Raw genomic sequence first — 13,634 nt, 5'->3', positions numbered from 1 at the left:
GGACCATGGGCGCATCACTTTACGAACGGCTGGGCGGAACTGAGAAAATCGAGAAAATCGTCGACGTGCTGGTCGATAACCATATCAGTAACCCGGAAATCGCGAAGCGGTTTGCCGAGACCGATGTGGCGAAGGCGAAACGCTCTGCGTCTGATTTCTTTATCATGGGAACGGGCGGACCGAGTAATTATACCGGCCCGGATATGGTCTCTGTCCATAAAGGCATGAACATAAACAGTTCTGAATTCATGGCGATGCTCGACGATGCCCTGGACGCGCTCGAGAAAAACAATGTTGGCCAGCGCGAGAAGGAAGAGGTACTCTTCATTCTCTACAGCATGAAGAACGACGTCACCCGGCAATAGGCGCCACCGTTCGAATGCCCGGCCCCGAACACGCGAGAGGCTTCGATTTGACCTATCCCGTCCCGGAAAACGAAGTCGAACGTAACGCGGCCCTGCGCTCCTATCGCATCATGGATACGCCCGTGGAGGCCGCGTTCGAGGATATCTGCCAGCTCGCCGCGCAGATTTGCGATTGCCCCGTTGCCTATGTCAGCTTCATCGAAGACGACCGTTTCTGGTTCAAGTCGAAATACGGGCTGCCCGCCGATTTTGAGGGCTGCCCGCGGGAGATTGCCTTCTGCTCGGTGACCGTCTGCGGCTCCGAGCTGGTTCTGGTCCCCAATCTTAAGGAAGACGATTATTACAAGGATTTCCCCTTTGTGGTCGGCGATCCCTTCCTCGGATTTTATTGCGCCATGCCGCTGGTGACGCCGGACGGTTTTGCCATCGGCACCATCTGCGTCATGGACTTCAAGCCGCGCGAATTGGCCTTCGAATGCCAGGAGGCGATCCGCCGCCTCGCCCACCAGACTATGGCGCAGCTGGAATATCGCCGCCGCATCATCGAGCTCGACCAGACCATGCGCGATCTGGACAGCGCCCATACGGCGCTGGCGCGGGAAAAGGCGCGGGCGGATAACCTGCTCTCAAACATGCTGCCCGAGCCGATCGCCCGGGAACTTCTCGAAAATGACAAGGTCGCGCCGCGCTTTTTCAACGATGCGACCATTCTCTTCGCCGATGTCGTCGGATTTACGGGCTTCACGGAAAAGGCCGAACCGGCCATGCTCATTGGCATGCTCAATAGCTATTTCGCGGCGTTCGATCACGTCATGGAGCAGTTCGGCCTTGAAAAGATCAAGACCATCGGCGATGCCTATATGGCCGTCGCCGGCGTGCCGAGCACCGACCGGCTGCATACGGTCAAGGCCTGCCTCGCCGCGCTTGCGATGCAGGCGGCGGCGGAACAACTCAAGGCGGAGCGGCAGAAGCTGCGGCTGCCGTTTTTTGAGTTCCGCATCGGCCTGCATGGCGGCCCGGTCATTGCCGGTCTCGTCGGGCGCACGCGCGTCACCTATGATATCTGGGGCGATGCGGTGAATGTGGCGGCGCGGCTGGAAGCGCATGGGGAGGCCGGAAAGATCAATGTCTCCGAGCGCATCTACCGCCAGACCGCCCCCTATTTCGACTTCACCGAGCGCGGCACGATCGAGATCAAGAACAAGGCGCCGATCAAAATGTATTTCCTCGACCGGCTCCAGGAAATCTATTCGGAGGATGCCGCGGGCCGCGTCGCCAATGCGAAATTCGAGATGATGAGCGATCCCACGAAGCGCCTGTTCGGCCGGTAATTGCGGCAGGCGTCAGGCGGGTGCGGCGCTCAGCGTCGGGCCGGACTTCCGCCGGATCGTGAAATAGAGCGCGCCGACGATGATCAGGTTGATCACCCCGGCCATCGCCGCATTGGCGTAGGAGAGCGTGTAATTCCCCGTCAGATCGAAGAAGAACCCGCCCTGATAACCGCCGAGGCCATGGCCGATCCAGGCGAAGACCGTGGTGATGCCGAGGGCCGAGGCGCGCTTCGCCACCGGGGTCAGCTCGCGCACCGTGACGATCACGCCGGTCATCACCCCCGCATAGCCGAAGCCGTAAATGATCGCGAAGATATAGAAGGCGCCAAGGCTCTCGATCTGCATGAAGCCGAAGACCAGCACCGTCTGCCAGCAGGAGGCGATCCAGTAGGCGCGTACCGCCCCCAGGATATCGGAAAGCTTGCCGAAGACGATGCGGCCAAGGATAGCGACGATCATCATCACGAACATGACGCTGCCCGCCTCCTCGAGCGGCAGGCCGCGATCCTGGATGAGCGGCACCAGATGCATCAGTGGCACCGCCATGCAGGTGCAGCAGAACAGCACGGCGGCGCTGATCCAGATGGTGACGATATGCGGCGGCAGCGGCGTCGGCGCCTCGTCGGCGGCGCCACCGGCAACCTGCTCGGCGATCGGCGCGCGGCGGATGGTGAGGGCGAGCGGCACCAGCACGACAAGGGTGAAGCCGCCCATGACCATCAGCGCCTCCCGCCAGCCCATGCTCTCGATCAGGATGGCGATGCCATAGGGCACGCCGCCCTGCCCGAGCGCCTGCCCCGCCGAGACGATGCCGACGGCGAGCCCGGCGCTGGCGACGAACCAGTTGCCGACATTGGCGACGAGCGGCGCGAACAGCGCGCCCGCGCCCAGCATCCCGGCGATGAAGAACAGCCCATAGAACTGCCAGAGCTGGTCGGCCTGTGACGCGGCGAGGATCGAGAGGCCGAGAACGATGGCGCCGAACAGGGCGACGCGCCGTGTCGAGGAGCGATCGGCGATCTTTCCCATGACGATGCCGCCGACGGCGAGCCCCAACAGCCCGGCGACATTGATCAGCGAAACCGACCCCCGGTCCCAGCCGAACTCCGCATTGAGCGGGATCAGGAAGACGGAGGCGCCGTTCACCATCATGCCCATGCTGACCGCCAGCATGACCGCCGAGGCGGCGACGATGACCCAGCGATAGGCGGGTTCGGCTTTGCTCTGACTGCTCATGGCGGCGCTTTCTTCTTGTTGTTTTCCCGCCCAAGGATGAAACGCGACCGGCCGTTATGCAAGCGGAAAAGCCCGCCTCTGTAACGGCGGCTACTGTCGCCGTCATTTTCCGTTGACGGCGCATCCTGGCGGCCCTAGCCTGAGCCTTATGGAACAACAAGATCGACGGAGGCCGGTGCCAGGGGTGAGGCGACGACGGCGCATGAGCCGGTAATCAGGACCGGATCGACCTCCCCTGCGCCCCCCAATGAACATGCGGGGGCTTTTTTATGCAAAAACAAGAACGAGACAGATAATGCCCGCCGCCGCCACCTCCCCGCCTCGCATGATCACACTGGTTGTCTTTACGGCCTTGTCGACCCTGTCACTCAACATGTTCGTCCCGTCCCTCGCCAACATGGCGCGGGATTTCGAGGCCGACTATGCGCTGCTCACCCTCGCCGTTGCGGGCTATCTCGGGATTACGGCGGTGCTGATGCTGATCATCGGTCCGTTATCGGACCGGTACGGGCGGCGGCCCGTCATGCTCATCGCGCTGGTCATCTTCGTGATGGCGTCCTTTGTCTGTACGCTCGCGACGAACGTCTGGGTCTTCCTTTTGTTCCGGGTTCTGCAAGGAACGATCATTGCCGGATGGGCCATTGCAATGGCGGTCATCCGCGACACCTTCCAGCATAAGGAAGCGGCCCGGCGCATCAGTCTCCTCACCATGGCCATGTCGATTGCGCCGCTGCTCGGCCCGATGCTGGGCGGCGTGCTGGATGAGCTGTTCGGCTGGCGCGCGAACTTCGTCACCTATACCCTGTTCGGGACGCTGGCGCTGTTGCTCTGCTGGTTTGACCTGGGGGAAACCAACCTGACCCGCAGCGAGAATTTCCGCCAACAGCTCAAAAACTATCCCTACCTGCTGAAATCCCTCCGCTATTGGGATTACGCCATTTGCATGGCCTTTTCCAACAGCGGCTTTTACGTCTTTATTGCCGGGGTCCCGCTGATTGCGGTGGTGATGCTCGGCCTGTCGCCGGCGCTGCTCGGGGTCTATATGGGGACAATCACCATTGGTTTTACCTGCAGCACCTTCCTCTCCAGCCGCCTCGCCCATCGCGTCCGACTGACCAGCCTGATCCTCGCCGGTCGCTTCATCGCGGTCACGGGTGCGGTTAGTTCCCTGCTCTTCTTCCTCGCCGATATGGGCAACGCCCTGACGTTATTCGGGCCGCTGATCTTGATCGGCGCCGGAAACGGCCTGACCGTGCCGAACGCCAATGCCGGCGCCATGTCGATCCGGCCGGACCTTGCCGGGTCCGCCGTCGGGCTTATCGGCGCGCTTGCGGTCGGCAGCGGCGGCGCGCTGACCGCGCTCACCGGCACCCTGGTGAGCGAGACATCCGGGGCCATCCCCTTCCTCACCCTGCTTTTGGTGATCACGCTGATCTCTCTCGTTGCCGGTATTCACCTGAAATGGGTCACCCTCCGGGGCGGGCATGACGACTGACCATCCGCCCGCGTACAGGAGTGGATTACCCCGGGGGGCAAGGGCATTGTCATCGCGGGTGGTAGCGGCGCTAGCCGTCAGTCGGTAAATCCCGCGCGCCGCATCGCGCCGAGCAGGCGGTCGAGATCGTCCGGCCGCCGGAACGGCAGGTTCTTCCGAACGGAGTCGAGGCGCGCGTCCGGGATGATCGCATAGGTCGCGGCGACGGCGGCCTTCGCCTCCTCCTCCCGGCCCAGAAGGGCGAGACTGGCGGCAAGGCACATCGGCGGATGCGGCGAGGCCGGATTGAGATCCGCCGCCCGCGTGATGAAATCCGCCGCCTCCTCATACCGGCCGGCGACGAAATAGGCCTGGCCGCGATAGAGCGGATAATAGAAGGGATAGACGGGATTGAGGCGCGACGCCCTGGCGATCAGGTCATGGACCTTTTCCGGCTCGCCGTTGAACACATGAGCCCCGGCAAGGTTGGCATAGGCCTCGGCGCTGTTCGGCTCCAACTCGATCCAGCGCAGGAAGGCCGCAATCGCCTCGTCATGGCGGCCGGTGAACAGATAGGCATTGCCGAGCGCCTCATAAACCAGCGGCAGGTCGGGATTGAGGCTCGCCGCCTTCAGCGCCAGCTCGAATGTCGTGTCAATTGCCGCCGCATCGCCAAGGAACCATTCATGCAGGCACACCTCCGCAAGGCCGGCATAGGCCGCGGCATAGTGCGGATCAATGGCGGTGGCCCGCTCGTACAGGGCGCGGGCATTGGCCAGCGCCTCTTTGGTAAAGAGCCGGTACTGCTCGCGCCCACGGAGAACGCAGTCATAGGCCTCAGGCGCCGCCGTTTCCACCCGTTCCGGCAGTTCGTCCGCGCCGACAAGGCTGACTTTCAGCGCCTTGACGATCTTGTCCGTCACATCGTCCTGAACCGCGAAGATGTCGGCAAGATCGCGATCATACCGCTCCGCCCAGGCATGGCCGCCGCTCTTGCCGTCGATCAGCTGACCGGTCACGCGCACCCGGTTGCCCGCCTTGCGCACGCTGCCCTCCAGCACGTAATGCACGCCTAGCGTCCGCGCGACATCCTGAACATTGCGGCTTTCCCCCTTGAAGGTGAAGCTGGTATTGCGGGCGATGACGAACAGGCTCTGGAGGCGGGCCAGCTCGGTGATGATATCCTCGGTGATGCCGTCGGCGAAATAGTCCTGCTCCGGATCGCCGGACATATTGGTGAAGGGCAGCACCGCGATGGAGGGTTTCTCGGGCAGCGCGAGTGGTTCCGCGACGCCCGCGGGCGCACCGCCGCCGACCGACCAGCGCCAGACGGAAACCGGCCGCGCGATATTCTTGAGCGATTGCACCCCGCCGTCCGCAAAGACCGCCGCCGCCTTGCCATCGAGACTGTTCCGCACACTGTCGGAAATCAGCAGCCCACCGGGCTCGGCCAACGCTTCGAGCCGCGCGGCGATATTGACGCCGTCGCCATAGATATCCTCCTCCTCGAAAACCACCTCACCAATATGGATGCCGATCCTGAGGCGCAGGAGATCATGGTCCGCGAGCCCTTCCTGCACCTGCATCGCGCAGTCGACCGCATCGGAGACGCTGGCGAATTCGACCAGCCAGCCATCGCCCATGCGCTTGACGATCTCGCCGCGATGCCTGGCGACGGCGGGTTCGAACAGGTCCCTCCGCATTGCCCGGAGCGCCGCGAGCGTGCCGGATTGATCCGCCCCCATCAGGCGGGAATAATTCACCACATCGGCGGCGAGAATGGCGCTCAGGCGGCGTTGCACAGATTTCTTCTCCTTTTCGCCGCAAGTTTAGCCGAAATAAATGGAAAAGATAGAGCGCCCGCCTATAGTGGAGAAAATGATCAATCGGGAGAAAGATAATGGCATCGGAAAAAGTGGCTCTTATCACCGCAGGCGGCAGCGGCATGGGCGCCGACGCGGCGCGCAAACTCGCGGACGACGGCTTTAAGGTCGCCATCCTCTCCTCGTCGGGCAAGGGCGAAGCACTCGCCGAAGAACTGGGCGGTGTCGGTGTTACCGGCTCCAACCTTGAGAAGGCGGATCTTCAGAAACTCGTCGATCTGGCGATGGAGACATGGGGCCGCATCGATGTGCTGGTCAATTCCGCAGGGCATGGACCGAAGGGCGACGTGCTGGAGATCAGCGATGAGGACTGGCACAAGGGCATGGAGGTCTATCTCCTGAACGCCATCCGCCCGGCGCGCATGGTCGCGCCAATCATGGCCAAGCAAGGAGGCGGGACAATCATCAATATCTCCACCTTCGCGGTGTTTGAGCCCGACCCCCTCTTCCCGACGTCGGGTGTGTTCCGGGCGGGGCTTGCCTCCTTCACCAAGCTGTTCTCGGACAAGTTCGCGGGGGATAATGTGCGGATGAATAACATCCTCCCCGGCTTTATCGACAGCCTGCCGGAGACAGAGGATCGCCGCGCCCGCATCCCCATGGGCCGCTATGGCAAGGCGGAGGAAGTCTCCGGCCTGGTGAGCTATCTCGCCTCCGACGCGGCGGCCTATATCACGGGGCAGAATATCCGCATCGATGGCGGCCTCACGCGGAGCGTATAGGTCAGGGGCGGAGACCATGCAACACCGAAGACTGGCCGCAATCGTATCCCTCGACGTCGTCGGCTTCAGCCGGATGATGCAGCTGGATTCTGCCGGTCTCCTCGCGGCATTGAACAAGATATACCGCGCCATCATCACGCCCGCCGTCGATAGGCATCACGGGCGCGTCGTCAAATTGCTCGGCGACGGCGCCCTGATCGAATTTTCCGCCGCGGCCGATGCCCTCCGATGCGCGGTCGATATCCAACAGCAGATGCGGGCGCCCGACCTTCCCTTCAGCTTTTCCGAACCCATCGCCTTGCGCGCCGGCCTGCATGCGGGCGATGTCGTGGTGGAGGGCGAGGATATCTTCGGCGATGGCGTCAATATCGCGGCGCGGCTGCAGGCGGCAGCCAAGCCCGGCGGCATTCTCGTCTCGCGCGTCATCTGCGATCTGGCGGGCAGCAACATCAATATCCAGCTCCACCGGGAGGGCGCGCATAGCTTCAAGGGCATCGATCAGCCGATCGAGGTGCTCTCCGTCGATTTCACGGACCCGAAGGTGAAGGCCCGCCGCCGGCAGCTGGCGGAGACGCAGGAAATCAAGTTCTGCACGACCCGTGACAAGGTCCGCCTCGCCTGGACGGCCACAGGCGAGGGCGAGCCCGTCATCAAGGCGCCGAACTGGATCAGCCATCTCCAGCTCGACTGGCGCGGACCGGGGTTTGCGCCGATGACCACCTCGATTTCCAGCAAATACCGGCTGGTGCGGTTCGATGCGCGCGGCAACGGACTATCCGACTGGGATGTCGCCGAAATCTCCTTTGATCGCTTCCTCGACGATATGGAGGCTGTGTTCGACGCGGCGGGGGTGGCGCGCGCGCCGATCCTCGCCTTTTCGCAGGGCTGCGCCATTTCCGCCGCCTTCGCCGCCCGCCGGCCGGAGCGGGTGTCGGCCCTCGTCATGATTGGCGGATTTTCGCAAGGCAAAGCCAAGCGCAGCGGCGCCCGCGACAAGAAAATGGCGGAGGCTTTCCGCGCCATGATGACGGCGGGTTGGGAGGACGACTATCCCTCGCTTCGCGACCTGCTGGCGCAGACCATCGTCCCCGGCGCCAGCGAGGAGGATCGCCGCCGCTACGCCGAGGACATGCTGGAGATGATCACGCCGGAAAATCTCGGCCGCTACCGCGAAGCCCTCGATAATCTGGACGTCACGGACATTCTCCCTAAGGTCACCGTGCCCTGCCTCGTCGCCCATTGCACCGGCGATCGGATGCAGCCGATCCAGGAAGGGCGAAAGCTCGCCGCCGGCCTTCCCAATGCCCGTTTCGTCTCCTATGAGGGGGACAATCACCTGGTGCCCGAGAACGATCCCGTCTGGCCGCTGCTGGAGCGCGACGTCCATGCCTTCCTGGCAGAGCACGGCTGAAACCGCCGGGTGCGGGCCGATCCGGTAAAACCGGCGATCTCCGGCTTTTCTTGACAGACCCCGGCTTTTGTACAAGAATTTTCCGATGCCGAAGCTTGTGGACCTGAATTCGCAAAAACAGATGATCGCCGATGCGGCGATCCGCCTGATTGAAAAGGGCGGGGTTGAAAATGTCCGGCTTCGCGATGTCGCCCGCGCTGGCAAAGTGACCGTCGGCACCGTCACCCATCATTTCGACAGCAAGGACGCGGTGCTGGCCGCCGCCCTCGCCGAGGTAGTCCGGCGGACGCTCGCGCGGGTCGATATGCCGTTCAAGGCCGGCAAGGCCAATGATATCACCGCCTATGTGCGCCGGGTCTGCGGCTATCTTCCGATCGATGACGAGAGTCGCGGCGAATGGCGGATCTGGCTGGCCTTCTGGGGCCGCGCGGTCACCGACGATCAGCTGCGCCTCATGAACCGGGACTATTTCGACGCCTTCGTCGAGCGGATCGCCGAGCGCCTGCAGACCTTGCAGGGCGCGCCGCAGGACCCGGAGCTTGCCCGTGATACCGCCGATGCGCTGGTCGCCGCCATCGACGGGATCGCCACCCGCGCCACCCTCAATCCCGAGACCTGGCCCGCCAAGCGGCAGGTGGCGGCGCTGACCGCCCTGCTGCGGCCGCTTTTGGAAAGCTACTGCGGGAAATAGGACGCCCCGCCCGTCTTCGCCCCTTCACCGCCCCGCAGCACCGCCCCCGTCCCTCGCGAAGAGATCGCCAATGCGGGACGCGGGATAAAATCCTTACGTTCCCAAAAAAAACGGCGGAATGGATAAAACATCAACAGAATCATGTAAATATAGTCAATATTTTGTAAGTATAATTTAAATAATAATCTCGTTTTTATTTTTTTAAATTACAAGAAATACGAAATAATAATTTGTCATATTTATTAAATAATTGCTTTTTCGGCGATTTTGTATTATCATAATTTCATCTTTTGTTATCCGCTCCATCAAAAAAATTCGACGAACAGGACCTCCTGACAACGGATGTGGTTGCGACAGGGTGGAATTCTCCGCCCTGTAAATGAAAAGGAAATTTCATGAAAACCCCTGCATTTTTAGCGCCCTATGTTGACGGCAGCGCACCGGTCCGCCTGTTCCAGGGCCTTGTCGTCGGCGCAATCGCCACGATGGCCATCGGCTTCGGTTTTGGCGGCTGGGAAACCGGCGGCCTGGTCGAAAAGAAGGTCGCCAAGGCGAGCATCAGCGCCAAGGTATCCGCCCTCGCCCCGATCTGCGCCGAACGGTTCGCAATGGCCGCCAAGACCGACAGCGAGCTGATCGTCAATCTGAACGCCATCAGTTCCTGGCAGCGCGATGACCATCTGCGCGATGCCGGCTGGGTCACCTTTCCCGGCGGCGCAACGCCCGACGATAATGTCGCCTCCGCCTGCCTTGAGCTGATCGAGGCGGATTTTAAAACCGACTAGACCCTTCGCGCGACAGCGAATACCGGCCGCTCCGCCAGATGACGGGGCGGCCGTTCTCTCACCCAAAAGGAATAGACATATGTCCAAAGGCAATAACAAGCGCGGCAACCGCGAAATCAAGAAGCCCAAGCAGGTAAAGATCAAGCTTCAGGCCGAACCCGTCTCCACCGTCACCAAGGCGCGGCTCAATATCGCCGGGAAAAAAATCTGACCCCATAGTGAGGCCGGCCCCGGCCCTCGCGGGTCGGCGTCGCTTTTTGCAAGGGGAGCAGCCGGAGATGGCTAGTTGCCCACGCTCTCCCACCAGCGGCTGGAGGCGGCCGGGGCGGCGAGGTCGACCGTCTCGCCCGGTCTTGGCGTCAGCAGCGTCACGCCCTTCTCCGCCGCCGCCTTTTCCGCGCGCCGGATCGGCTCGTCCCAGTCATGGATGGCCAGGTTGAAGGTCGCCCAATGCACCGGCAGCATCGGCCCGCCGCCGACATCGCGCACGACCTCGACAGCATCCTCCGGAATCATATGGATATCGAGCCAGGACTGGCCGGGCCCGTAGGAGCCGACCTTGACGATATTGAGATCGAACGGCCCGAACCGCTCGCCGATCGCGCGGAATTGTTTCGAATAGCCGCTGTCGCCGCTGTAATAGACCCGGTGGGCGGGACCAAGGATCGACCAGGAGGCCCAGAGCGTTTCCTTGTAGTCGAACAGGCCGCGCCCCGAATAATGCCGCGCCGGGGTCGCAACGATGGCGAGATCGCCGAGCGGCATCGTCTCCCACCAGTCGAGGCCATGGATCTGCGCCGCCGGCACGCCCCACTCCTCCAGATAGGCGCCAACGCCGAGGGGGACGAAGAATTCCGTCCCCTGCCCCGCGAGATGGCGGATCGTCGCCTTGTCGAGATGGTCGTAATGGCTGTGGGAAATCACTACCGCATCGATACCCTTGAGATTTTCCAGCGGCAGCGGCGGCGGATGAAAGCGCTTCGGCCCGACAAACTGGAAGGGTGAGGCCCGCTCCGACAGTACCGGATCGGTGAGGACGCGATGGCCGTCAATCTCGATCAGCACGCTCGCATGGCCGAGCCAAGTCACGTGCAACCCCTCGGGCGCCGGTCCGTCAAGATAACTCTCCGCCAGCGTCACCACGGGGATCGGGCCCGGCGGCACCCGCTTCTCCTCGCCGAAGAACTGCGCCTTCACATAGCCCCAGTCGAGCTCGAAGGGTGCCGGAGGCTCGATATTGACGAAGGCGCCGTCCTGGTAGTTCGGCGAAGCCTCGACGCGGGCAAGCCGCGTGCCGGCGATATGGGCGCTGAGGGCATAGCCGACGCTGACCACCGCGAGGATCAGCACGAGCATTCCGGAACTGACCCCGATCCCGACTTTCTTCCTGAGCCTCATCCGCCCCCTCTGCCGCTTGCCTGTCCGTCAGCATCATAAAGGGCGGCGCTGCGGATAGCTAGAGCCGTTTCATCTTCTCCAGCGGGATCGTGACGTCGGCGACGGTATCGCCGGTATGGGTGGTTTCCGCCCTGGTGATATTGATGAGCAGCACCTCCTCCTCCGATTGCGGCAGATGCTCCACCCCGCGCGGGATTACCAGCAGCTCCCCCTCGCGCACCGTTTCCACATGGTCGCGGAAATTCACGGTCAGGGTGCCCTTGACGACAATAAACAGCTCATCCTCCTTATCATGCTTGTGCCAGACGAAGGAATTCTTCAGCTTGGCAATGCGGACATGCTGGCCGTTGGCCTCGGCGACGATATGCGGGGTCCAGTAGGCATCGAACTGGTCAAATTTTTCCTGTAAATTCACGGTCTGCATCGGGGCGGTCCCTTTCTCTGTGACATTCATGGCGATAGTTGTTTGTTCTTGACTTTAGGCGCAAATCAAGAATTATTAAAACTAATTTATTTTATGGAATGAATTAGATTTTCTAATGATACAGGCACGCCCCCTCCTCGATCTCCATCTGCTCCGGACCTTCTGCGCGGTTGCCGAGACGGCGAGCATGACCCGCGCCGCGCAGCTTCTCAACATGTCGCAGGGCGCGGTCAGCCAGCAGATCCGCAAACTCGAGGAACAGCTCGCGAGTCCGCTCCTCGACCGGCAGAAAACCGGGCTCACCCTGACCGACGCCGGGGAGGTGATGCTCTCCAAGGCGCGGCAGCTTCTCGTCCTCAACGACCGGATCATGCGCGACGTGACGCCGGTGCAGTTTGCGGGAACTTTATCACTCGGCATCCCGCTCGACCTGATGGGCGGGCGGCTTCCCAATATCCTCCGGCTGTTCGCCGAGCAATATCCCGATGTCGGCATCAATCTCGTCTGCGCCGGCACGCTCGAGCTCAAGGCGGCGCTGGCCAATGGCGAGCTCGATCTGTCGCTTCTCGAGGAGCTGGACAAGGACCGGAGCGGCCGCTCGCTGTTCACCGACCAGCTTGCCTGGATCGGCGCCCGCGGCGGGACGGTGCGCGAGCGAAACCCCCTCGCCCTGTCGATCGCCAGCACCGGCTGCGTCTTCCGCCTGCCGGCGATGGAGGCACTCGATCGCATCGCCCGGCCGTGGAAGCGCGTCTATGAGAGCAACAATCTCGACGCCCTGTTCGCGATGATCCGCATGGATCTCGCCGTCGGTGTCTTCCTCAGCAGCCTGGTGCCGCCGGAGCTTGAGAAAATCCCTTTCGGCGACGCCTTCCCGAAGCTGCCGAAATTCCACGTCACCCTCGCGCAAAAGGCGGGGGCCCGCAACGAGATGGCGGCGACGCTCGCCGATTTTATCGAGAGCGGATATTCGAAGTAGCGGCGCGCCCGTCCTTGTGATAGAGGCAGAAGAACCACCCTACAGACGGGAGAGCCCGATGCGGAAAAGACGCTTTATCGAATGCGATGTGTTCACCTCGACCCCGACCAAGGGCAACGGCCTCGCGGTCGTGCTCGACGGCGAGGGGCTGACGCGCCAGCAGATGCAGGATTTCGCCGCCTGGACGAATTTCGCCGAGACGACCTTCCTCGCGCCCGCCGATGACCCGCGCGCCGACTATCACCTGCATATCTATACGCCGAAGCGCGAGATGCTGTTCGCGGGGCATCCGACATTGGGGAGCTGCGCGGCCTGGCTGCACGCGGGCGGCCAGCCGAAGGCGCCCGGCACCGTGCGCCAGAAATGCGGCGTCGGCATCGTCGAGATCGATATCACCGGTGCGGTCCCCGCCTTTATCGCGCCGCCGACGAAAATTGCGCCGATGCCGGAGGAGAGTTTTCGCGCCATCGCCGCGCGGCTCAGCCTCGATCCCGCCACCGTGGTGAGAACCGCCGTACTGGAGAACGGGCCGGTCTGGCAGGCGATCGAGCTTCAATCCGCCGCCGACGTGCTGGCCATCGACGGCACGGGGCTGCGCTATCCCGAATTCGTCGGGATCGGGCTGATCGGCGCGCATGAAGATGCCGCGGAATGTGATTACGAGGTGCGGATGCTCGCCCCCTCCAGCGGGATGGACGAGGATCCGATCACCGGCTCGCTGAATGCCGCCCTCGCCCACTGGCTGAAATCGCAACAGAGGCTTAGGGCTGGCCTTGTCCATGCGCAAGGAACCCGCATCGGCCGCGCCGGCCGCGTCCATATCCGCGAGGACGCCCGCGGCATCCTCATCGGCGGCGAAACCCAGATAATGATCGAGGGAACGCTGACGCTCTAACGCGGCACGTCGGCCTCAAAGCAATCCCGGCGGGCAGAAC

Annotated in this window: 14 protein-coding genes; 10 read left to right on the top strand and 4 right to left on the bottom strand. The window is 62.6% G+C overall.

Annotated features, from left to right (window positions below):
- Positions 1–5: 5 nt before the first annotated feature.
- Positions 6–365 (top strand): group I truncated hemoglobin, encoded by a 360-nt coding sequence (locus GQF03_RS08075; RefSeq protein ID WP_161338735.1) that lies wholly within the window; start codon positions 6–8, stop codon positions 363–365.
- Positions 366–379: 14 nt separating this feature from the next.
- Positions 380–1,696: an adenylate/guanylate cyclase domain-containing protein gene (locus GQF03_RS08070; RefSeq protein ID WP_161338734.1), complete on the top strand. Its 1,317-nt coding sequence runs from the start codon at positions 380–382 to the stop codon at positions 1,694–1,696.
- A gap of 12 nt (positions 1,697–1,708) precedes the next feature.
- Here the strand turns inward: GQF03_RS08070 and GQF03_RS08065 are convergent, their stop codons facing one another.
- Positions 1,709–2,932 carry an MFS transporter gene (locus GQF03_RS08065; RefSeq protein ID WP_161338733.1) on the bottom strand — a complete coding sequence of 408 codons (1,224 nt, stop codon included), beginning with the start codon at positions 2,930–2,932 and terminating at the stop codon, positions 1,709–1,711.
- 295 nt (positions 2,933–3,227) lie between these two features.
- Here GQF03_RS08065 and GQF03_RS08060 point away from each other — a divergent pair, with 295 nt between their 5' ends.
- Positions 3,228–4,427 carry a multidrug effflux MFS transporter gene (locus GQF03_RS08060; protein ID WP_206376319.1) on the top strand — a complete coding sequence of 400 codons (1,200 nt, stop codon included), beginning with the start codon at positions 3,228–3,230 and terminating at the stop codon, positions 4,425–4,427.
- A gap of 77 nt (positions 4,428–4,504) precedes the next feature.
- Here GQF03_RS08060 and GQF03_RS08055 read toward each other — a convergent pair whose 3' ends face one another.
- Positions 4,505–6,208 carry a tetratricopeptide repeat protein gene (locus GQF03_RS08055; protein ID WP_161338732.1) on the bottom strand — a complete coding sequence of 568 codons (1,704 nt, stop codon included), beginning with the start codon at positions 6,206–6,208 and terminating at the stop codon, positions 4,505–4,507.
- A gap of 98 nt (positions 6,209–6,306) precedes the next feature.
- On the opposite strand from GQF03_RS08055, the gene GQF03_RS08050 reads away from it, so the two are divergent.
- The 5 genes from GQF03_RS08050 to GQF03_RS19025 all read left to right on the top strand — a co-directional run bounded on the left by GQF03_RS08050 (position 6,307) and on the right by GQF03_RS19025 (position 10,109).
- Complete coding sequence (locus GQF03_RS08050) at positions 6,307–7,011, top strand: SDR family oxidoreductase (RefSeq protein ID WP_161338731.1); 705 nt, start codon at positions 6,307–6,309, stop codon at positions 7,009–7,011.
- A 16-nt stretch (positions 7,012–7,027) separates the two neighbouring features.
- Entirely contained in the window at positions 7,028–8,422 is a 1,395-nt protein-coding gene (locus tag GQF03_RS08045; protein WP_161338730.1) for an alpha/beta fold hydrolase, read from the top strand.
- An 85-nt stretch (positions 8,423–8,507) separates the two neighbouring features.
- Positions 8,508–9,113 carry a TetR/AcrR family transcriptional regulator gene (locus GQF03_RS08040; RefSeq protein ID WP_161338729.1) on the top strand — a complete coding sequence of 202 codons (606 nt, stop codon included), beginning with the start codon at positions 8,508–8,510 and terminating at the stop codon, positions 9,111–9,113.
- Positions 9,114–9,508: 395 nt separating this feature from the next.
- On the top strand, positions 9,509–9,898 hold the full coding sequence (locus GQF03_RS08035; protein WP_161338728.1) for a hypothetical protein: 390 nt from the start codon (positions 9,509–9,511) through the stop codon (positions 9,896–9,898).
- 79 nt (positions 9,899–9,977) lie between these two features.
- Complete coding sequence (locus GQF03_RS19025) at positions 9,978–10,109, top strand: hypothetical protein (RefSeq protein WP_277346476.1); 132 nt, start codon at positions 9,978–9,980, stop codon at positions 10,107–10,109.
- Positions 10,110–10,180: 71 nt separating this feature from the next.
- On the opposite strand, the gene GQF03_RS08030 is transcribed toward GQF03_RS19025, so the two are convergent.
- Together GQF03_RS08030 and GQF03_RS08025 are read right to left on the bottom strand one after the other, a co-directional pair.
- The gene (locus GQF03_RS08030; protein ID WP_161338727.1) at positions 10,181–11,296 is read right to left on the bottom strand and encodes an MBL fold metallo-hydrolase; all 1,116 of its coding nucleotides are present in this window, start codon (positions 11,294–11,296) and stop codon (positions 10,181–10,183) included.
- Positions 11,297–11,354: 58 nt separating this feature from the next.
- Positions 11,355–11,720 (bottom strand): cupin domain-containing protein, encoded by a 366-nt coding sequence (locus GQF03_RS08025; protein WP_161338726.1) that lies wholly within the window; start codon positions 11,718–11,720, stop codon positions 11,355–11,357.
- Between the two features lie 115 nt (positions 11,721–11,835).
- Between GQF03_RS08025 and GQF03_RS08020 the strand changes: the two genes are divergently transcribed.
- Positions 11,836–12,699 (top strand): LysR family transcriptional regulator, encoded by an 864-nt coding sequence (locus tag GQF03_RS08020; RefSeq protein ID WP_161338725.1) that lies wholly within the window; start codon positions 11,836–11,838, stop codon positions 12,697–12,699.
- Positions 12,700–12,757: 58 nt separating this feature from the next.
- Positions 12,758–13,594, top strand: a complete 837-nt coding sequence (locus GQF03_RS08015) for a PhzF family phenazine biosynthesis protein (RefSeq protein WP_161338724.1) — start codon at positions 12,758–12,760, stop codon at positions 13,592–13,594.
- The last annotated feature ends 40 nt before the right edge of the window (positions 13,595–13,634 follow it).

The sequence above is a fragment of the Sneathiella chungangensis genome (assembly GCF_009882935.1).
GTDB lineage: Bacteria > Pseudomonadota > Alphaproteobacteria > Sneathiellales > Sneathiellaceae > Sneathiella > Sneathiella chungangensis.
The sequence above is the reverse complement of the archived record's forward strand: the minus strand, read 5'-3'. Positions and strand labels throughout refer to the sequence as shown.